Origin of the sequence: Intestinibacillus massiliensis, assembly GCF_900155735.1 — a bacterium.
GTDB classification, from domain to species: Bacteria; Bacillota; Clostridia; order Oscillospirales; family Butyricicoccaceae; genus Intestinibacillus; species Intestinibacillus massiliensis.
This window is the reverse complement of the sequence record NZ_LT707054.1, coordinates 1-19,959: the sequence shown is the minus strand read 5'-3', so window position 1 is coordinate 19,959 and position 19,959 is coordinate 1. Positions and strand designations below refer to the sequence as shown.

The 19,959-nt window shown below is 57.8% G+C and carries 14 protein-coding genes and 2 pseudogenes; 2 read left to right on the top strand and 14 right to left on the bottom strand.

The window, feature by feature from the left end:
* Window positions 1–20: 20 nt before the first annotated feature.
* The 9 genes and pseudogenes from CZ203_RS14870 to CZ203_RS03910 all read right to left on the bottom strand — a co-directional run bounded on the left by CZ203_RS14870 (window position 21) and on the right by CZ203_RS03910 (window position 13,415).
* The gene (locus CZ203_RS14870) at window positions 21–194 is read right to left on the bottom strand and encodes a hypothetical protein (RefSeq protein ID WP_200809424.1); all 174 of its coding nucleotides are present in this window, start codon (window positions 192–194) and stop codon (window positions 21–23) included.
* Window positions 195–1,241: 1,047 nt separating this feature from the next.
* Window positions 1,242–1,654, bottom strand: a pseudogene (locus CZ203_RS03950) (arsenate reductase ArsC).
* A gap of 4 nt (window positions 1,655–1,658) precedes the next feature.
* On the bottom strand, window positions 1,659–2,009 hold the full coding sequence (locus CZ203_RS03945; protein ID WP_087064877.1) for a thioredoxin family protein: 351 nt from the start codon (window positions 2,007–2,009) through the stop codon (window positions 1,659–1,661).
* A gap of 31 nt (window positions 2,010–2,040) precedes the next feature.
* Complete coding sequence (locus CZ203_RS03940) at window positions 2,041–3,042, bottom strand: permease (RefSeq protein WP_087064876.1); 1,002 nt, start codon at window positions 3,040–3,042, stop codon at window positions 2,041–2,043.
* A gap of 76 nt (window positions 3,043–3,118) precedes the next feature.
* The gene (locus CZ203_RS03935; RefSeq protein ID WP_087064875.1) at window positions 3,119–3,436 is read right to left on the bottom strand and encodes an ArsR/SmtB family transcription factor; all 318 of its coding nucleotides are present in this window, start codon (window positions 3,434–3,436) and stop codon (window positions 3,119–3,121) included.
* A gap of 455 nt (window positions 3,437–3,891) precedes the next feature.
* Complete coding sequence (locus CZ203_RS03930; RefSeq protein ID WP_087064874.1) at window positions 3,892–4,191, bottom strand: hypothetical protein; 300 nt, start codon at window positions 4,189–4,191, stop codon at window positions 3,892–3,894.
* Window positions 4,192–4,447: 256 nt separating this feature from the next.
* On the bottom strand, window positions 4,448–5,413 hold the full coding sequence (locus tag CZ203_RS03925) for a stalk domain-containing protein (RefSeq protein ID WP_087064873.1): 966 nt from the start codon (window positions 5,411–5,413) through the stop codon (window positions 4,448–4,450).
* Between the two features lie 485 nt (window positions 5,414–5,898).
* A complete protein-coding gene (locus CZ203_RS14980) occupies window positions 5,899–8,130 on the bottom strand; it encodes an S-layer homology domain-containing protein (RefSeq protein WP_207651261.1) in 2,232 nt (743 codons plus the stop codon).
* A 5,048-nt stretch (window positions 8,131–13,178) separates the two neighbouring features.
* On the bottom strand, window positions 13,179–13,415 hold the full coding sequence (locus tag CZ203_RS03910; RefSeq protein ID WP_087064871.1) for a hypothetical protein: 237 nt from the start codon (window positions 13,413–13,415) through the stop codon (window positions 13,179–13,181).
* Window positions 13,416–13,764: 349 nt separating this feature from the next.
* On the opposite strand from CZ203_RS03910, the gene CZ203_RS14520 reads away from it, so the two are divergent.
* On the top strand, window positions 13,765–13,929 hold the full coding sequence (locus CZ203_RS14520; RefSeq protein WP_159456353.1) for a hypothetical protein: 165 nt from the start codon (window positions 13,765–13,767) through the stop codon (window positions 13,927–13,929).
* A 174-nt stretch (window positions 13,930–14,103) separates the two neighbouring features.
* The gene (locus CZ203_RS03905) at window positions 14,104–15,426 is read left to right on the top strand and encodes an ATP-binding protein (protein ID WP_207651260.1); all 1,323 of its coding nucleotides are present in this window, start codon (window positions 14,104–14,106) and stop codon (window positions 15,424–15,426) included.
* Between the two features lie 34 nt (window positions 15,427–15,460).
* Here the strand turns inward: CZ203_RS03905 and CZ203_RS03900 are convergent, their stop codons facing one another.
* The 5 genes and pseudogenes from CZ203_RS03900 to CZ203_RS03880 all read right to left on the bottom strand — a co-directional run.
* Entirely contained in the window at window positions 15,461–16,084 is a 624-nt protein-coding gene (locus tag CZ203_RS03900) for a recombinase family protein (protein WP_087064869.1), read from the bottom strand.
* Between the two features lie 218 nt (window positions 16,085–16,302).
* On the bottom strand, window positions 16,303–18,081 hold the full coding sequence (locus tag CZ203_RS15340) for a flavodoxin (protein WP_159456352.1): 1,779 nt from the start codon (window positions 18,079–18,081) through the stop codon (window positions 16,303–16,305).
* Window positions 18,082–18,095: 14 nt separating this feature from the next.
* Window positions 18,096–18,638: a flavodoxin family protein gene (locus tag CZ203_RS03890; protein WP_087064867.1), complete on the bottom strand. Its 543-nt coding sequence runs from the start codon at window positions 18,636–18,638 to the stop codon at window positions 18,096–18,098.
* Window positions 18,635–19,189 carry a DapH/DapD/GlmU-related protein gene (locus CZ203_RS03885; RefSeq protein ID WP_087064866.1) on the bottom strand — a complete coding sequence of 185 codons (555 nt, stop codon included), beginning with the start codon at window positions 19,187–19,189 and terminating at the stop codon, window positions 18,635–18,637. Before CZ203_RS03885 ends, CZ203_RS03890 begins: the two co-directional genes overlap by 4 nt.
* 18 nt (window positions 19,190–19,207) lie before the next feature.
* Window positions 19,208–19,959: pseudogene (locus tag CZ203_RS03880) on the bottom strand (iron-containing alcohol dehydrogenase); the annotation flags it as partial.

The window sequence follows — 19,959 nt, the reverse complement described above, 5'->3', positions numbered from 1 at the left end:
AGCGGCTTGCGCCGCTTCGGTCAGCCGTCCCCGCGAAGCAGGTTGTCCGCGTAGTTGCGAAGCTCCTCCATCGAGTGGACGTTCTGGCTGCGCCGGGCAATCATGCTGCGCACATACTGGGGCAGGCTGGTGTAATAATCAAATGCCGCCGGATCGCTTTTGAGCATTTCGCCCAAGCCGTCGTACTGGTTCATACTAATCACCTCGCATTTATTTTGTGCGTACGGGGCGGAAATAAACCGCGCCGCCAGGTATGCCGGGCTGTCAATTGCAGTCAATCGGCGCAACACATGCAGGTGCCGGACGGCACTGGGAACCATGCAGAGGACTGGGCAAAAGCAAAATATCTAAATCGCTTTCGTGAAACGCGGTAAAAAAAGAAGCGAAAGCAGCAAGCACGGTATACCGGTCACAAAACAATCGTGATAATATATAAAGCAATAAAGCCACATATAATCTGAATAAAGCAACAAAAATGGAGAATATGTGGAATTTATCAGATGGGAAAGACGGCGCGCGGGCAAGCGGGGATGACCCGGATGAAAAATGCATACAGCAAAATAGTGGAGTCGCCGCGCGCGCAAGACGGCTGGGCGCGTGCGCCCCACGGCAAAAGCAGACGCTGACGGCAGAAGGAGTGGACAAAAGATGAAAAAACGGCTAGAGAAACAAATATATGGATTACAGTATGAGGCGGTTGAGCTGGGCGGCCGGAGCCGGTAACGGGCAGGGCAGTTAGGTGATACGTCTCCAATGACGGGAGGGGTTATATCATAATTATTTGAGCCAAGGCCGCTCGCACAGCAAGCTATATAATTGCAAACCGAAGTGCGGCGGGCATTGGCCTTATTGTGATATACTACACAGGCAACCGGAACGACACGGCGAAAACCCTGCGGGTTACTTTGCATGCCAAGCAGGGTTAAACGCTTCGGTGCGCTATTTTGTGAACAAGCACGAAAATTGTTAGATGGCTTGCATGGCATGTGGGCGTACGCAGCTATGCGCACAAAGCCTGCCGCAATGCGGACGGAATTGGCGTAGAGGCCTGCATGTTGGGCATATCCGGCAGGGAAGCACAGATAATGCCGCGCTGGCAATTCTCTAACGCACCGCACTGTATCAGGAAAGATGGGTGTGGGAAAGCCCCTCTGGCCTGTGATGGCCGGAGGGGCTGGTTTTTGCACCATAAAAAGTAAGTGCTGATATAGCAATGCTAGCATGGGCGTTTTATTTTAACCTTACGGAATAGAGCCAGGCAACAAGGATAGACAAAGCAGTTTAATGTTTTTTTCAATTTGCTTAATTGTTTCTATAAAAGTATTATCGGGTTTTCCAGTTGGGTCGTCCAGCCCCCAATCCTCTGTGTGCTTGCACGGCAAGGAGGGGCACTGCACATTACACCCCATTGTTACCACAATATCCACTGGAGGGATTTCCGCCAGCAGCTGCTGTACTGTGTGTGCTCCATATCAATGCCATAGAGCTGTTTCATCAGCCGTACAGCATCTTGATTAATTTGCGGCTTGGTTTCTGTTTCGGCAGAGTAGCTTTCAAATACATCAGCCGCAATGTGTTTGCCAAGAGCTTCTGCAATCTGGCTACGGCAAGAGTTGTGGACACAGATAAACGCCACTTTAGGTTTTTCGTTCATCGGATCAGCCCCGTGCCTTTTTCAGGATTTCCATCACTTCTCCGGCTTTCAGGACTTTCCCGTAGGACACTACCTTACCGTCTACCACCAGTGTGGGGGTGGTCATCACACCGAAGGCGGCAATCTGTGTAAAATCTGTCACATGTTCAATGGTGTCCTCCATCCCAAGCTGTGCAAGGGCCTCATGGACCGCTGCTTCAAGCTGGTTGCATTTTACGCATCCGGAACCAAGGATTTTAACAGAGACCCCCTCTACTTTGGCAGCCCGCGCCTTTTCCAAATTTTCCGGTGTGCAGCTGCCTTGGCAACAGCAGGAAGCAGTTTCTTTTTTCTTTTTCTTTGCAAATAAAGCCATCTTTCATACCTCCCGTCCTAAATCAATTTACTTATATCAGGAGCGCTTGGATTGCGTTGAAGAAATATCCCACAAGGATAATCCCGACGGCGCAGATGCCGATGAACAGCGCCAGCAGCTTTGGTTTCACGGCCTTTTTCAGCATGACCATGGACGGTAGGCTGAGCGTTGTAACAGCCATCATAAAGGCTAGGATCGTGCCAAGCTGTGCGCCCTTGTAAAGCAGGGCTTCCGCAGCCGGAATGGTGCCAAAAATATCGGCATACATGGGGATACCCACCAGTGTGGCAAGGATGACACCAAAGGGATTATTACTGCCGAGCGCCGCCTCAATCCAGCCTTCAGGAATCCAGTTATGGATTACCGCCCCGATGCCAACGCCTACTAGTACATAGGGGAATACTTTTTTTGCCGTGGATATAACCTGCTCCCATGCATATTTTATCCTATCCTTAAAGTACAGTTTTTCTTGCGGGATATCAGCGGCATTGGCTTTGCGTATAAATTCATGCACTTGGCTCTCAAAATGTAGTTTCTCAATCAATGTGCCGCCGACGACTGCAATTATCAGCCCAAGCAGTACATATAAAAAAGCTACCTTCCAGCCAAAGATACTCATGAGCAAAACCAGGCTGCCTAGGTCAACCATAGGGGAAGAAATTAGGAACGAAAAAGTCACGCCCAGAGGCAGCCCGGCGCTGGTAAAGCCAATAAACAGGGGGATAGAGGAACAGGAACAGAATGGTGTTACCGTACCAAGAAGTGCGGCAAGGCAGTTTGCACCTATGCCGTGGAATCGCCCCAATATCTTTTTCGTACGCTCTGGTGGAAAGAAGCTTTGGATATAGGAAATTAGAAGTATTAGGAACCCAAGGAGTACCATGATTTTAATTGTGTCATATAAGAAAAACTGAAGGCTGCCGCCCATCCGTGTACCAATATCCACCCCACAGAGTTCCAGCAATGAGCCAATCAGCCGGTTTAGCCATTTCATACCGAGAACTTCATTTTGCAGGAAGTCCCAAATTTTCATACCGTTCACCTCTCGTTCGTAATATCAAGATTTTTTGATGTGTAGTGCCGGAAGAGACGCCATCGTTTGGATGGCGTTATTTTCCGCAAGAGCAGGAACCCTCATGTTGTTCTGTTTCCGGCGTGGTTAATTGACGCAAAAGGTTGATAGCATGCTCTCTGCCTGATTCATTTAAGCGATAGTGCGTCCATTTCCCCTCTTGCCGGCTAGCTACAATGCCTGATTCACACAGTATTTTCATATGATAAGAAAGGCCGGATTGTGTTACTTCTAACTTTTCCAGCAAAACGCAGGCACATTTTTCGCCGGTGCGCAATAGTTCCAATATCGCAAGCCGGTTGGGGTCACATAGAGCCTTAAATACCCGGGCGTTTTTTTGATGGGCTGCTTCCATAGGTATCACCTCACATCAAAATATCTTGATGTGATCAGTGTATCAAATCAAAATGGCGTTGTCAATATGATTTTAAGAATCATAAGAATCCTGGGATTTGCTGTGGCAAAAGGGCTATCTTAACAAACCAAGGCACACCCTCCCGCTGCCAGGCTGCCTTTGTCCTGCCGCCGATCGGTCCTGACCGCATATTGCAGTGCATCGACCCAGGCTGGATCCCGCCTGCTTTTGTAAACGCGATGGATGGTCACAGGCAGCAGGTAGACTAATAGTAGTCCGGATACTGTATTCGGTTGTGATAACCATTTTAGTGGTTTCCAACCGATACTTCACACCATGGGAGTAAAGCGTCGGATTCATCGTGTGGAATCTTAGCCAAATACCTTATGATTTGATTTTATAAGCCGATTGCTCATGCAGATCACGCCCTTTTATGGTGTCTGCGGTTATAGTATCTATTTGAATACTTTACCATTCCCTGTATTTTCGGTTACCGCAAACAGGATAATCGCCTTGTACCGCTCGCTGGGAAATGACGATAACGGCGTCGTGTTGCAGTTGGATGCGCTCCACAAAAAATAGAGCTTGCCCAAAAGAAGAAGGGCAAGCTGCTCGGCTACAATGCTTCCGGACAGATCAGCGACCGTGATTTTCTTTCCATGAACGCCGCGTGCGACCGGGAAATCAGCCAAGCCGGGCAGGGACTGTACGGGCTGGAACAGCAGCAGCTCAGCCGCGTGGAATTGCAGGCGCATCTGTAGCTTTTATGGGCGGAATACACAATGTAAAAGCGAACACACCAGCGGTGGCGGGGGGAAACTCCCGTGCTGTATACTGGCGTTTGTATGGGTATAACCCATAGTTTGGGGCTGGCCAATAAGATTGCGGCCCATTTGTGTTGTGAAAGGATATAACATTGTGTCCTTGACATCCAATAGCACAGCGTACCAAAAAAAGCGTGTACCGACATGTTTGATCACGCCGGTACACGCTCTACGGTTCAAGATACTTTTACTCCGCTGTGTAGCCTGTATTGCTATCGATGCCGATGGTACCCGTTGCGCCGTCCCAGGTTACGCCAAAATCAATTTGCGCAGCAAGGTCGCGGAGCTTGAAATAGTTGTTGTCGTTAATAGTATAGGCAGTCAAAGAAATCGGTTTCCCGTTAAGGAGGATAGTCGCAGTGTTTAGGGTGGGAGTCACGGTCGCTTGCATACCAGAAGATGTCATTTCACCACCTACCACGGTATAAGGCTGGTTGGTTATCAAGTTAATAGCGTTTTTCTCGCCATCCCAAGTTACTTCAAACTGCTTATTAGAGCCGTTTAAAACACTTGCGATATCTCTAAGTTTGAAATAATTATTTTCCTGGATGGTATAAGCTTCAAATGGAGTGGCCACGCCATTTACCAGTACCGCTGACTGGTTTGGCGTCGCAACCAAGGTCGGTTTGGCAGGCTCAGTGGGCTTTGCAGCACCGCCAATCTGAATGATGCAATACTGGACATCATCGCTGGGTACAATCTCATATGAAGTGCGAAGAGGCGCAGGGTCATATTCCGCTAGAAAGTAACCGTCCTTCGTAAAAGTAAATTTCCTTTCCGTTATGTCCGTGCCATCCTTGGAATGATCCTCATAATGGATGCCTGTGTCCTCATACTGGCTCGCTGGCACTAAAACAGAACCACGGAACTCATAGGCATCATATAGAAGGAACATATCCCCGTCCGTGATGGTTTTATCATGGGAAACCACTGCGCTCTTATCCATTTGATAAAGGGGGACGGTCACAGGTTTGCTTTGTTCATCGTATAAAGCTACTTGGACGGTGCTTTCAGAAGTAATCCCCCTAAAAGTAACCGCACCATTACCAATACTTTTGTTTGTTGCAGCGGCGGATACAGAGAGTACCATGGTGCTAATAAGTCCAGAAAAGAGCACGCCTGCCATTGCAGCCCGCCATTTTTTTACTTTCATGTTGTTCCCTCTTTCTTTGTAAATTTAACTGCATTATGAATTTGCACTATTACTATAGCACATTCCTATTATATATTCAATCTGGCTTGGAATCAGCTTTTAGAGCGATGCAGGGTCGATCTTAATATGGGTTCCCCTTATAGAGGCAATAAGCCATTCCATTGCACTATTGTCAAGGGACATAGCTGCCTGTGTTTTTGAATCCGTCATAGATATGCGTTCTTGCTTCTCACGCTTGTCGGCGTATGGCCGCTTGTGAAAAGGCGAGCAGCCGGATAACTAGTTGGTGTCCAAAACGTAAGGGGCAGTCGATGCCCTCTGCCACAGGCTACGTAGAGTAGGCAGCCACACCGTACTTTCGCAGCATATATTTCGTTTGTTTACGGCGCCCTAATTAGTGGCAATGATGGGTACGGGTTGTCCGGTATCCATAATATCCCCTTGCATGAAAAGCGGGGCGATCTATCGATCGCCCCGCTTCGTTGTTATGATCCGCCTTGCAGATACCGCATGAGCATGGCCGCCGTTTCCGCGCGGGTGGCCTGGCCCATGGGGTCGAGGATGCCGTCGCCCTTGCCGGAAAGGATGCCTTGCCCGGTTGCCCAGCGCATCGCTTCCTGTGCGTAGCCGGAAACCGCCGCTGCGTCGGTGAAGCGCTCCAGCGTCCCGCCTGCGCCCACGTCCTTGCCCTTATATTGGGCATAGCGCCAGAGGATGGCGGCAAGCTGTTCCCGGGTGATGGTGTCCTCGGGGCCGAACTTGCCGTCCCCATAGCCCAGGACAATCCCATTGCCGTCCGCCCAGGCCACGGCATCGGCATAGTAAGCCCCGCTGCCCACGTCGGTGAAGGCGTGGATGCCGGCAGCCTCCGGCTGGCCTTCCATGCGCCATAAAACCGTGACGATCATGCCGCGCTCCGTGCTTGCTTCGGGGGAGAACGCAGAGGGGGATGTACCGAGCATGAGGCTATGCCCATAGGCGTACTTCACGCTGTCATAGAACCAGTCGCCTTCCCGCACGTCCGTAAAGGGGTTCCACGCGGCCTTGCCCGTTTCTTCCCGGAAGCTGGCGGCGATGGTGTGCGCCTTGGTGACTTTTTCAAAGGTGTAGCGTTCCACCGCGCCCACACTCTTGCCGTCCACCAGCACGTCGTCCACCACATAGCCGTCCGCAGGCTTGATAGTGAAGGATTTGCTGCTGTTGCGGCTGACACGTACCTTGCCGCTGGGGGAGATGCTCCCGCCCGTCCCCGCCGTGGCGGTGATGGTGGAACTGCTTGCGCCGCTGCCGCTGCTGGAGTGGCTGGGATTGGGCTCGGGCGGCGTTACCACTGGGATGTAGCCCACGGCATAGGTGGAGAATTTGCTGGCGTAGATGTGGATGCACCCGTTTTCTCTGTCCAGGGAAAAGGTGCCATCGTCTCCGCTGTCATTCTGCATCAAAGCCTGGGCGGCTTCGCTCCCGTGTTTGCGGTAGACCGTCACATCCTGCTTATCCGTGAAGTCGTAGGGAACCGTGATTTCCAGAATCTTGCCCTTGGCGTCTGTCAGGTTCTCGCTGACCAAACCGTCTTTCAGCAGCACCAGGCGCAGATCCAGATACAGGTCCATGGCCTTCCCGGCGGCCAGGGCGTCGATCTCCGCCTTGTCGGCGGGGGCGTCCACGGCCTCCACCGTCAGCCTGACCGTACAGACATCGGAATTGTTATCCACCGATGCGGCGACCTGTTCCAGCCCGCCCGCGGACACGGGGGGCGTCGTATCCCCCTTGACCTCCACCTCGCTGCTGACATAGTGTTCCGCGCTCCAGCCCATCGCAACGCCGGTCACGTCCCCGCCGGAGACGGTGACCTGCCGGGTGTCGGTCATGTATGTGCTTCCGTGGTAGCCTCCCACTGTGTTGGTGGCCACCAGGGTATAGATCCCCGGCGCCACGCCGGAGAACGTGAAGGCGCAGGGGTTACTCCCCAGAGTGACCGTTTGCAAAACCCGCCCCCGCTGCACGAGCTGCACGGCGCCCTTCAGGTCGGCGGCGTGAGCGTCCGACACCGTGCCCGAGATGCTGTACAGCGGCTCCGGGGTGCTGCCGGCGGGGGCCACCCGCAGGATGGTGTTTTTGCCGAGAGCGGCGCTGCCCAGCCCCTCGGTGACCGGCTGTCCGTCCGTGCCGAAATAGGCCATGCCGGGAGCCAGCAGGCTGGCGGCCGTGCCGCTGGTGTATCCATAGGATACGGCATAAGCGTCCGCCCCGTTTCCGGTGAAGGTGCCGCCTGAGAGTGCGCCCGCCAGGTTGGCGTACAGAGCGGCGTTGCCGCCAGAGAATACGCCGCCGGTCACGGACAGGCTGGGATTCGCTCCCATCTTCTGCGTATACAGCCCACAACTGCTGCCGGTGAAACTGCCGCCAGTAATGACCCACCGGCAGTCCTTGGTATCATCAATGCCATTCATAAGAGAACACCCATCGAGCCCGGTAAAGGCGCCGCCGTTGATCGTGACATCCACGCTGTCGGCCGATAGGCCCTCACCCTGTGTCCCTCCCATCATGCCCGTGCCGCCTGCGCCGCCGGTACAGGTCAGGCCGGTGAGGACGGCGGCTCCGCCGCCGCTGTTGAGAGAAATCCCGTCGCCGCCGCTTGCGCCGACGCTGCCGGAGGCGCTGTTGCCGCCCCGGCCGCCGGTGAAGACGCCGCCGGNACGCCGGGCGCGCCGTTGCATATGGCCGGCGTCTCGCTCGCCAGCCCCTTGCCGCCCTGGAGGGTGAAGGCCTTGCCGTCCGCGGAGGCGAGGGTGAGCACCGCCTGTCCCGTCGCAGAGACGGCGGGCGTGGCGGCGGCGTTTTCGGAGGCATTTGCGCCGATGATTTTACCACTGCCCGCGGAGTCCGTCACGGTGAGCTTGGCAGTCCCGGAAAGCTGCCACTCCGCGCTTGTGAAGCCGTTCAGGTCAAGGGTGAAGGTGCCGCTTTGAATCTCCATCGCCATGGCCGCATCCTGCATCAGGCGCACCCGATACGTTGCCGCGTTGTCCGCGCCCGCCATCGCTGTGAGCGCCTTGCTGAGCGAGTCGCATGATGTCCAGTCCGCCCCGCCGTTTACGGTGTAGGCCGCCGCGGGGGGATCGACGACAGAGATTTCCCCCTTTGCTGCGTCAAACTGCAGGGACTTGCCCTTCGCGCCGTTGCCCATGAGCTTGAGCTTTGTGAGGTCGCTTTCCACCGCTTGGGTCGCGATCACGCCGGTGCCGTAGCCCGCAGGCAGGACGACGTAAATCTTTGCGTCCCCTTGCAGATCGCCGATGACAAAGCTGGCCACGCCCATTGTTTGCTCCGGGTTACCGCCGTTGATGTGCAGACCGCAAATGTCATCGTTCTCGTGAACCTTGGCCGCACCATCGACGGTGACGGTGATTTTTCCTTCGATTGTGCCGCCGGAAATGCCGCTGACGCCGAACACATCCATCGTGGCGCCCCGCACGGTGATGTCGGCGGTGCCGGTGACTTTGCTGCTGCCGCTGCCGCCGCCATTGACGCTTCTGGCCGTGCCGCTGCTGCCGAGGGTGACCTCGGTGCTGCCTACTGTGGCGGTTTTGCCGCTGCCGCTGATGCTACCGCTGCCGCCGCCATAGACCGTTACGCTGGCACTCTTCGGGCTATCAAAGAGCACAGTGGCCTTGCCTCTGACTGTACCGCCATTGCCGCCGCCGTAGACAGAAGCGCTCACCTCAGCGCTGTTCCCGACGGTGACCGAGGTGTTGCCGGTGACGTTGCCGCCGCTGCCGTTTTCGGCTCTGCCGCCGCCGTAGACGGTCGTCGCACCGCCGCCGGTCATCGTGATTTCAGGATTGCCGGTCAGATCGGCTTTGTCGCCGCCGCCGTAGACAGAGCCCACACTGCCGCCGGTGACCGTGATTTTCGAGCTACCCGTGACCGTGCCGCCTGTGCCATAGCCGCCGCCGAAGATGTAGCCCACCTCACCGCCGGTCATCGTGATTTTCGGGTCGCCGGTCAGCGCGTTCTCTTTGCTGCCGCCGTAGACCGTGCAGTTTCGGAGGTTGCTTCCATCCGCCGGGGCGTTTGCAATTCTCAACTCTTTCAGGGATTTGTCCACGCTCGTGTCCAGCACGCCGTTCCTGTCCATGTCCACATAGATGGTGGTGCTCGTGGCGCTCGTGCCCGCGATGATCAGCGCCGTGCCGTTGGCGTAGACGGTGTGCTTACCATAGGAATCGACCTCCACCGTGGGCATGGGCGGTGGTTCAGGATGAACCTTGCCCACCTGCGCGGCGGATGCCGCCTGGTAGTAGGTGCTCAAGTTGGCGGAGGTTACCGTGTTGTCCGCGAAGTACACCGCATAGCCGTCTGCCGTGTTCGTCACCTGGGCAGTGCCCTGAATGTCCAGCACGACTTCCGGGTTGCTGGTCGATACCTTGTACAGATAAACCGTGCCGTAAGCGTCATCCGCATTCGCGCTGGTGACGGCCGCGTCGCCGCTGACCGTGACTTTGCCTGTGGAGGTGTTGTAGATGGCCACGCCTGACGAGCCGGTCGCCGACACCGTGCCGCCCTTCACCACAATGGCGCCGTCTCTGCTGTTGCTGAGCGTGAGACCGATCTCGTGGGTGTTCTCCACCGTGCCGCCCTGTATGGTGATCGTGCCGGTGGAATTATTTTGAATCGTACAGTCGCTGCTAGACGTCAGCTTGCCGCTGCCCGTGCCGTCCTTTATAATGAGCGACGCGCCGCCTGTTAGCTTCATTACGCCGCTTAAGTTGCCTGTAATGGCCTTGCCGTTCAGGTCAAGCGTCAGGGTTTTTGAGCCGCTGATTTCGACCCCGCCGTTCAAAGGGATGTCTTGGTTGATTTTCAGCGTATCGCCGTCTATTGCATTGTTGATCGCGTCGTCGAGGGTGGCGTAGCCCCCTTGGAAGGCGCCGCTGCTGTCGAGCTGCTCTACGGCAGGCTGTTTGGGATAGACCCGGCCCACCTGCGCGGTGGACGCCGCCGTGTAATAGCTACTCAGGTTGCCGTAGGTCACGCCGTTGGCCGCGAAGTACACCGCATAGCCGTCTGCCGTGTTCGTCACCTGGGCGTTGTCCCGAATGTCCAGCACAACAAGGTCGCCGTCGGCTGGCACTTTTTGCAGGTAAATCGTGCCGTAAGCGGGATTCGCATACGCGCTGGTTACCTCGGCGTCGCCGCTGATGGTGATTTTGCCGGTGAAGGTGTTGTAGATCGCACGGCTGTTCGCTGCGGATACCTTGCTGTTGCCGCTGATGTTGACCGCGCCGCCGCAGAAGATGGCGTTGCCATTGGCCGACGACACCGTGCCGCCCGTGACCGTGATCGTGTTTCTGCTGGAGATGGCCATGCCCGACGAGCCGGTCGCTTGCACCGTGCCACCGCTGACGGTGACCGTGCTGTCGCCGCAGGAAATGGCATTGCCGCCATTGGCCGTTTCCACCGTGCCGCCGCTGACGATGACCGGGCCGGCGACGCCGGTGAACGTGCCGACGTTATCGATGGCCGTGCCGCCATTGGCCGTCTTCACCGTGCCGCTATTTACCAGAATTTTGCCGGTGGACTCGTTGCGGATGGATTTGCCCGATGCGCCGGTGGCCTCCAGCTTGCCGCCCTTGCCGGTGCTGCCGTCCGTTACGGTGAGCGACGCACTGCTGTTCAACGTGACTGCGCCGCTGTTGGGGTCGGTGCCGCTGTATGTAATGGTGTTGCCGTTCAGATCCAGCGTGAGGGATATGCCGCTGATCGTCACGCCGGTTGTGCCGAGGTCGATGTCGGCGGCGATTTTCAGCGTGTCGCCGTCGATTGCATTGCTGATCGCGTCGGCGAGGGTGTCGTGTTCGCTTTGCTTGTTGCCGTCGCGTATCAGCTCCACGGCGGCGGGCACGTCTTTGACCTTGATTGCGCCGCTGTCAAAATACGCGGCCTTGCCCTCTGCAGCCCTGCCGACGAGTTTGATATAGGCCACGTCATCCGCAACCGCTTCGGTGGCGATGGTGCTGTCGGTGTAGCCCGTGGGCAGTTTGACGGAGACCGCCGCGCCCTCTGCCAAAGCGGGGGCAATTGTAAAATTGTCCACACCGTTGATCGCGCTGCCGCTGTTGATGAGCACGCCCGCGCTGGCGCTGCCGATCTTGGCCGTCCCGCCGACGGTTACGTTCACGCCGCCGGAGATCGTGGTGCCTATGCTTTTGCTGATGACGTTGCCCGCTACCGTGCCGCCGGTGATCGTGATGTTGGATGTGCCGGTAATCCTGGTGCTGCCGCTGCCGATGGTGCCGCCGCCGTCGACGTCGCCCCCTACCGTGCCGCCGGTGATTGTGATGTTGGCGTCGCCGTTGACCACGCTCCGGTCACCGCTGTTGCCGCCGTAAACGTTGTACAGTACTTCGCCGCCGCTGATTGTAACATTGGTGCTCGTGTTTTGGCCTGCGGTGCCTACCGTACCCCGTCCGCCGCCATAGACGCCGCTCACCGTACCACCGCTGATGATGACCGCGGTGCTGCCTGCAACGGTACTGCCAGCCTGGCTGGTATCCGCCGGGTTGTCTTTGGCGCCGCCACCGCAGACGTAGCCTACCGTACCGCCGCTGATCGTGATCTTGGTATTACCTTTTATCTCACCCAAATCGCCGCCGTAAACGGTGTTTTTTAACGTGCCGCCGGTGATTGTGATGTTGGTATTGCCGCCCACGACGCCAACACTGCCGCCGTAAACGTATTGCTTTACCGTGCCGCCGTTGACCGTGATCCCGATATTGCCGTCGACATGGCTATTCCCGCTAGAGCCGCCGCCATAAAGGTAGCCCACCTCGCCGCCTTCCATCGTGATGCTGGTGGAAGGGACGGCGGCGTCTTTGCTACCGCCATAAATCAGGTATTGGGAGAGGTCGTAGCCCGCAGCGCTCGCTGGGGTGCCGATTTGCATGTATTCGTTTGATTCAATTTGGCCGTTGCCGTCCTGATCATAGAGGATGTTCGTTTTACCCGTCTCAGAACCCGTCACGATTTTGATGGGTACGCCATTGGCATAGATCGCGTTGCCGGTGTCGCTCACCGTGGGGATGGCCGTCCCCGCCCGTGCCGCGCTGCGCCGTACCGCAGGCGTTCCGTTCTGCGCCGGGGCTTCGGGCTCCTGCGTCCCCACCGCGGCGATCGCTGTTTCCAGCGCGTCCGCCGCTGCGAGCAGGTCTGCATATGTTTCAGTAAACGCCGCGATTTCCGCCTCCGGAAGGGCGTGCAGTGCGTCGCGCGCCGCCGTAAGCTGCGCGGCCAGCGCCGCTTTTTCAGCCGCGTCCATGTCCGCCGTCACGCTGTCCGCACCGGGGAGCGCGGCAAAAAGCGCCGCGGCCTGTTCTACGGCTGTTTCTTGGGGCTCGACAAAATAGGGGCAATCCGGGTTGGTGTGCGCGCCCCCGCCCTCCATAACCGGGTCGCAGAGGCATGGTTCCGCCCCGGGTTCGGCGGGCGCGCACAGCGGACAGGTGTGGGTGCAGTCCGCGCCCTCTACGCCCTCAGTGTAGCCGCAGGTTTCATCATGGACGTGGCCGCAGGGATAGCTACAGCCTTCATTGCCCAAGGCCGAAGCAGGCAGCAGGGGGAATGCCAGCAGATATGCCAGCGCTGCCGCCAGGACCCGACGCCCAGTGCAGCGAACCTTTTGCCGGGACGGCCTAAATGGCCGTGCGGCCTGAACCACGCTTTTTATCATTCGTTTCTTCCTCCTTTATCGTAATCCCTTGTTGTTTCACTTTTTTGGGTACTGGCAGATGCCGACCTCCAGCGCCTTGTCCTGCCCCAGGTGGAAGTCCGCAAAGGCGCAGCACCAGCACTCATGGTCGGGGGTGGCCAGCAGCGTGTACCGCCGCGCCGTCCAGCAGGGGCAGCCCTGGTGGGGCAATACGCTCTCGCCGGGCTTTGGCGCGGAAAACAGCTCGTATTCCGGCTGCCCCTTGTAAATCGTGCGCAGGTCGATCCTTTCCACCACACCACCTCCTTGGTGTCCTGGGCTTGCGCGCCGCTGCGTGAAAGGGGGCGCTGGGGCTTGCCTTACGCCGTGTTCCAGTCATTTCTACTGTCTCGCACCTCCTGTTTGATAATAGGCATACCTTTTGTCAAAATATCTTTTCCGCATGGGAGCCTTGTAAAAGGCTCTTTTTTTCGTCCAAAATGCCGATTGTACCGTTTGACAAAGAGTATAAGTTTCGTTAAAATGGATGAAAGGTTCTGCCTGTATTGTAGCGCATATTTTGGGAAGCGGCGCACGTTACACGTACTTTGTAGCTGAAAACACGTACTTTACATAAAGCGGTGGAAAAAGGGGAGGGGGAAGCATGGTGCAGATTGCCCTGTGCGACAATAATATCCAGGAACTGGAATGGATTGGGCGGCTGGTCTCGGGGTATCTCGCTGGGCGGCCGGAACTGGACGGCTCCCTGCGGCGCTTCCAGTCGGCCTATGACCTGATGGACTGCATCCGGAAGCGGGGCGGGTTGTAAAGATCAACGTCCGTATATCGTCAGCATAAGCTTTTCGCAAAAGCTGGCCAGGGGCGGCTTTCTCATGCTGGCCGGCACGGTGCGGATTCTTGCCTGTGCCCTGGCGGCCACAGGCAAGAAAACACGGTGCATCCTGTGGTTTTTGGTATGGATATGAAAAAAAGGGAGGTATATATGACGGCGATAGACGCGCTCCGCTATATCCTGCTGACCTTTACCGGGATTGGCATGATGTTCCTGCTCACAGATCTGAAATACAGCCTGAAGAAGTCCCTAACCATTTTAAGCCTCGGTACGCTGGGGATCATTCTTCTTAACCTGCTGGTCTACGGGCTGTGCGGCTTTCAGGCTTTCGTCACCCTTTACCCGGCGGCGACGAACGGCCTTGCGCTGGCGGTGATTTTTCTGATTTCCAAGCAGCGAGGCCTACCTCTGCTGTTCAATCTGCTTACGGCGATTACCACTTGCAGCGTTGCCACGCTTCCGGGAATTTTGTTGACGCGCGTGTTTGGCTTTGGGGTATCGGCGGATATTATTTCCCGCCTTGTTCTGACTGTGCCGCTGCTCTATGTGCTGTATCGCTTTTTCCGCCCGGCTTACCTCGCCACGCTTACCTCGATGCGGCGGGGGTGGGGGCTACTGTGCCTGATGCCATTGGTGTTCTACGGGGTATTCTTATACCTCTTGACTTTCCGCCCCCATAAGAATTATCTGGAGAGCATCGCGCTCACCGCCGCCGTTCTTGTGATCCTGTTGGCGGCCTATGGGGTTGTGTTCGTCCTGTTTCAGAAAACGAAACGGGAAGCTGCCATGCGGGAGGAGCAGCGGCTGCTGGAAGCGCAGATGGACGCCCTGCGGCGCCAGGCGACGGCGATCCACGCGGGTGAGACGCGGCTTGCCACTATCCGGCACGATACCCGCTTTTATATGCAGAATATCGGCGCGCTGCTGCAAGATGGCAAGCCGGAGGAAGCCCTGCGCTTCGTGCAGCAGTACGACGAGAGTATCCTGGCTACCAGGCGGCGGCGCTGGTGTGAAAACACCACCCTCGACGCGATTTTGAGCCTCTATCTGGAACAGGCGGAACAGGAGGGGGTCGCGGTCAGCGCCCGTCTGGACATCCCGAAGGATTTGCCCGTGGATATTGTGGAGCTGTCCACGGTGTTTGCCAACGCTATTGAAAACGCACTGACTGCCTGTCGCCGCCAGCCCGAGGGAGCGGCACGCCGCATAGAGCTGAACGCCGTGACGGAGCCGCAGTTTGCTGTCGAGATCGCCAACACTTTTTCCGGGCAGGTGCGCTTCGGGCGGGACGGCCTGCCGGTGACGGATCAGCCGGGGCACGGCTTCGGCACGCGCAGTATCGCGGCCTATGCCCGCAAGCATGGGGCAAGCCTCCATTACAAGGCGAAAGACGGGATGTTCCGGCTGTACCTGCTGGCCGGCGCGGATTTGCCCGCGGGCAAAACGGCGGGGAAAGAGACGGGCGATGCATAGCTGTTTCAAGGCGACATGCTGGGGATGCGGCTTTTTATCCCTTGGGTCGGGGCGCGGCCTGTACCTGTATGCCTAGCTCCCGTAGCTTGCGGTACAGCACGCCCAGAGCCATACCGCACCGGGCGGCGATCTCGTCCCCTGTGATCTCCCCCTGCCGCCACGCGGCGTACAGCTCGGGGAAGTCTGGGGGCAGTTCTTTCCGCTCACGGCCAAAACGGACGCCCCGCGCCTTGGCGGCGGCGATCCCCTCTGCCTGCCGTTGGCGGATGTTCTCGCGCTCGGCGTGGGCGCAATAGGAGAGCACTTGAAGCACCAGATCCGCAATAAATGTCCCCAGCAAATCCTTGGCGTGGGTGGTGTCCAGTAGGGGCATATCCAGCACCCGTATATCCACGCCGCGCTCCTTGGTAAGCATCCGCCACTGTTCTATGATCTCGTCATAGTTACGCCCCAGGCGGTCAATGGATTTGATGATCAGCAGATCGCCGGGTTTCAGGCGCTTGATCAGCCGCTGATACGTGGGGCGCTGAAAGTCTTTCCCGCTTTTCTTCTCCGTGCAGATCCGCCTGCGCGGGACGCCTGCTTTCAGCATGGCGTCGATTTGGCGGTCAAGGTTCTGGTCTTTCCCTGACACGCGCACATAACCGTATTGCTCCATTCGGTTACTTCCTTTCCATGAGTATCCGACGGCGTTCGCCGCCTAAACTTATTGTAAAGGATAATAGGGGAAGCGCCGGGAAAAGCGGGCGGGGGAATTGCCAAAACAAATGCCGCAGGCAATACCCGTGTTAATACCTACAGGTGCAGCAGGGCGGAACCTCCTCGCGGAGTATTCCGCCCTCGCTTTTGGGGGCAACATTGACGGTGTCGCCCATTTTATTTATCTCTGTAAAATAAAAAAGGACGTTCCATTGGAACGTCCTGGCTGTTAAATATGGTGCTTCCTGGCCTGTTTATGCTCACAAAGATCCCGTCAGCATAGCAACGCCCTATCCGTGTTACATTCCAGCCCTGCTTATGGAAAAATGATCGGTCGGTGCACACGTTAATACCAATCATGCTTTTCATTCCGGTCAAGGGCACGGCCTTTGTCTCAAAGTTGAATTTCCCGTTGCCTGTCGAAGCGGAGGGCGGCTGTGGCAGCTCCAAGCCGCCGATCCAGCTTGTGATAGCCTCCCGGCCGGTTCCGCCGGGGAACCGTCTGCCGGCGCGCCAGTCGGCGCCGGGCGCCAAGGCGTGGAGGTTGGTATCGCTGGAGCCGATGCCGCTGCTGTGGGAGGTGCAGAAAGGCACGATGGTCTTGCCGGTAAAATCGTAACGCTCCAAGAACGTGCAGATGATCCTGGGAGCCTGGCCGTGCCAGATAGGATAGCCCAGGAACACAACGTCATAGCCCTCCATTTTATTCACATCTCTGGAAATAGCAGGGCGGGCGAAAGTATCGGATTGTTCCCGGTTGGCGCGGCTGGAACTGTTATTATAGTCCAAATCATCGGCAGTATAGGGGGTTCCCGGAACAATTTCATAGAGGTCGGCGTTTAGGGCATCGGCGGCGGATTCGGCCGCGGATCGGGTCGTGCCGGTGGCGGAAAAATAGGCCACCAGGATTTTGCTTCCCGTATCGGTATTTGGCACGCTTCCCTGTGCCTGCATCCGAAAGGTCACCTCCACAGCCCCGCCGCCCACGGCTTCGGCCAATCCGGCCGGGTCGGTAATCTGCCCCAGCCGGGTATAGGAATAAGAACTGGGGAAGCTCTTATAAAACAGCACCAGGCAGTCCGAACCATACAGCATCAGGTCGCCGGCCTGAATGGTTCCCGGCCGCTCCGGGTCGGTGGGAAGGCTTTCCGGGAGGTAGTGATATTTCTCATTGCCGTTTAACTCGCCCATACTTACCGTGAGGGGGAGCCGCTCCGCCAGGGCGCGGGCCAAGGCATTTTCTTCCAACACGGCCGTGAAGTCCTTGCCGTCCACGGAGATCGTAAGAAGCCGGCTCGAAGGCGGCATATCCGCCTGGTTGCGGTTTAAATAGCGATACAGGAGCACGGCGGCCTCCCCGCGGGTGAGCTCTGCCTGGGGATCAAACCGGTTGCCTGATTTCCCGTTTAGGATACCGCTGGCTTTCGCCCAGCCCACGGCCGGCTGCGCCCAATCGGAGAGCAATGCCGCGTCATCAAAGCCCACCGCCGCCGTGCCGGCCGCGGGCGTCCCGGCGCAGCGCCAGAGGACCGCCGCAATCTGTTCCCGGGTCACCGGATCCTCCACGCCGAACACGCCGTTTCCATAGCCGGACAAGACGCCGGCGCCGGATGCCCAAGAGACTGCGTCACGGTACCACGCATCCCTGACGGCGTCTGCAAAGCTGACGTTAGCGGCCACAGGGGGGCTTCCTGCCATGCGGTAGAGCACCGCGGCCAGCATGGAGCGGGTCATGGAGCCGTTGGGGGAAAAGGCCGTACCGGTGGTACCGCCCATGATCCCTTGTTCGGTACAAAAGTGAACCGCTTCTGCATACCAGGCGTCCTCGGGCACGTCGGTAAACGCCCCCGCATCCGGCGCGGCGGCGGGCGCCGGGTGATCTGCGGCACAGGCCGGCATCGTCAGCAGGCCCATTGTGCAGAATACCAGCGCCAGGGACAAAAACCGTGTTCTCATAAGCAGCCTCCCTTTCATACGTTCCGCCCCATTTGGGCGGCTTGCTCCAGAATGGCGGGGCAGGCTCGGATCGCGCCGGGGCTGTCCACGCCCACGCCCCGCATCACACCGGTGAGCCTGGCCTGGTCAAAGCAGGAAATCCAGCCTTCCAAGCCCTTCACCGCGCCGTTCATGGCGCTCTCATCCCCGTCCGCCGCCGACGCCAGCAGGTAGACGTCCCGGAAAGCGTACTCCGCCGGGAACAGGGGGTTGCTGCGGTCGAGCAGGGTTTTCATCTGGCCGCTCATTTCGTAAAAGTAGATAGGGGTGGCAAAGACGACCACATCAGCACGGCGCATCTTCTCCAGAATGCCCTCCACATCGTCGTGGATGACGCAGCGTTGTGTTTTCTGGCAGGCCAGGCACCCTCGGCAGAACTGGATATTTTTATCGTAGAGGCAGATTTTTTCCGTTTCATGCCCCGCAGCGGCCGCCCCGTGGAGAAAGGCATCGGCCAACAGTTCCGAATTGCCGCCCCGCCGGGGGCTGGTGGACAGGGCCAGGACTTGTTTTTTCATTCTGATTCCTCCGTTCCGATTTGTTTGAGGATGCGGGCGGGCACGCCGCCCACGATCACGCACGGCGGCACATCCTTCGTCACGACGGCTCCTGCAGCCACGATGGCGCCATCCCCGATGGTAACGCCGGGGACAACGGTGGCGTTGGCCCCGATCCAGACGTTTTTGCCCAGTGTGATGGGCGCTGGGTGGAGGATATGGCGCTTGGCCGGGTTTTTGTCGTGGTTCAGGGTCGCCAGAAGCACATTATGGCCGATCAGCGCGCCGTCGCCCAGGACGATATCGCCCTGATCCTGGAAGCGGCAGCCGGTGTTGATAAATACGTCCTTACCCACCGTGATATTTCGCCCGTAGTCGGTGTAGAAGGGCGGGAACAGGCAGAAGCTGTCATCTACCGGCTTCCCGATGAGCTGGGAAAACAGCTCCCGCACCCGCTCCGGGGTGTGGTAAGCCCCATTCAGTTCCATGGTCAGACGGAGTGCCCGCTGGCTGGCAGCGCGCATAACTTGTGGATCTTTCAGGCCGGACAGGATTTGATCATTGGGATTCATTGCAGATCCTCCCGTGCATCAGCGGTAGGACTTCCGGAAGATTTCCGCGCAGTCCTCGTCGGTCATCTCGCAAGGGTTGGCGGCGAACAGGCCGCCCTGCATGGAGCGGGCCCCCTTGGCCAGGGTCATGGCCTCCTCCGGCGTAAAGCCGTAGTCGCTCATCTTTAAACCAGCCACGCCGCAGCCCTCCTGGAGCTTCACCAGGGCGGTGATGAAGTCCTCCGGCCGGCCGGCGTTGGGGACGCCCATGGCTTTCGCCATCTTGACGAACTGTTCGTCGCAGGCGTGACGCGCAAGGAAGAACTCGGCAAAGGCTTTGGAAATCATGATGAGGCCGGCGCCGTGGGGCAGCTCGTGGTGATAGGCGCTCATAGAATGCTCCATGGAATGCTGGGCGGTGGTGCTGGTGAGCTGCATGGCCATGCCGGCGATGGTGCTGCCGTAGGCCACATGCTCCCGGGCCTCCAGGTCGTTTCCGTCACGGACGGCGCGAGGCAGATACTCTGCGATGCTCTCGATGGCGGAGAGCGCCAGCGTCTCGCTCAGGCGGTTGACGCCCTTGCTTATCATGACTTCCGTGTTGTGGAACAAGGCGTCAAAGCCCTGGTATGCGGTGTATTTGGGCGGTACGGTGCGCATCAGTTCCGGATCCACCACGGCCAGCACGGGGGTTAGGGAGGGATGCCCGCCGAAGCCGATCTTTTCGTGGGTATCCGGGTTGGAGATGACGCCCCAGAAGTTGATCTCCGAGCCGGTACCGGCGGTCAGGG

Excerpts from the sequence above, each read along its gene's own strand:
- CZ203_RS03935 (WP_087064875.1), bottom strand. The coding sequence starts at position 3,436 with ATGGAAGCAGCCCATCAAAAAAACGCCCGGGTATTTAAGGCTCTATGT.
- CZ203_RS03885 (WP_087064866.1), bottom strand. The coding sequence starts at position 19,189 with ATGAATCCCAATGATCAAATCCTGTCCGGCCTGAAAGATCCACAAGTT.
- CZ203_RS15340 (WP_159456352.1), bottom strand. The coding sequence starts at position 18,081 with ATGAGAACACGGTTTTTGTCCCTGGCGCTGGTATTCTGCACAATGGGC.
- CZ203_RS03925 (WP_087064873.1), bottom strand. The coding sequence starts at position 5,413 with ATGAAAGTAAAAAAATGGCGGGCTGCAATGGCAGGCGTGCTCTTTTCT.
- CZ203_RS03900 (WP_087064869.1), bottom strand. The coding sequence starts at position 16,084 with ATGGAGCAATACGGTTATGTGCGCGTGTCAGGGAAAGACCAGAACCTT.
- CZ203_RS03930 (WP_087064874.1), bottom strand. The coding sequence starts at position 4,191 with ATGCGCCTGCAATTCCACGCGGCTGAGCTGCTGCTGTTCCAGCCCGTA.
- CZ203_RS03945 (WP_087064877.1), bottom strand. The coding sequence starts at position 2,009 with ATGGCTTTATTTGCAAAGAAAAAGAAAAAAGAAACTGCTTCCTGCTGT.
- CZ203_RS03940 (WP_087064876.1), bottom strand. The coding sequence starts at position 3,042 with ATGAAAATTTGGGACTTCCTGCAAAATGAAGTTCTCGGTATGAAATGG.
- CZ203_RS03905 (WP_207651260.1), top strand. The coding sequence starts at position 14,104 with ATGACGGCGATAGACGCGCTCCGCTATATCCTGCTGACCTTTACCGGG.
- CZ203_RS14870 (WP_200809424.1), bottom strand. The coding sequence starts at position 194 with ATGAACCAGTACGACGGCTTGGGCGAAATGCTCAAAAGCGATCCGGCG.
- CZ203_RS14520 (WP_159456353.1), top strand. The coding sequence starts at position 13,765 with ATGGTGCAGATTGCCCTGTGCGACAATAATATCCAGGAACTGGAATGG.
- CZ203_RS03890 (WP_087064867.1), bottom strand. The coding sequence starts at position 18,638 with ATGAAAAAACAAGTCCTGGCCCTGTCCACCAGCCCCCGGCGGGGCGGC.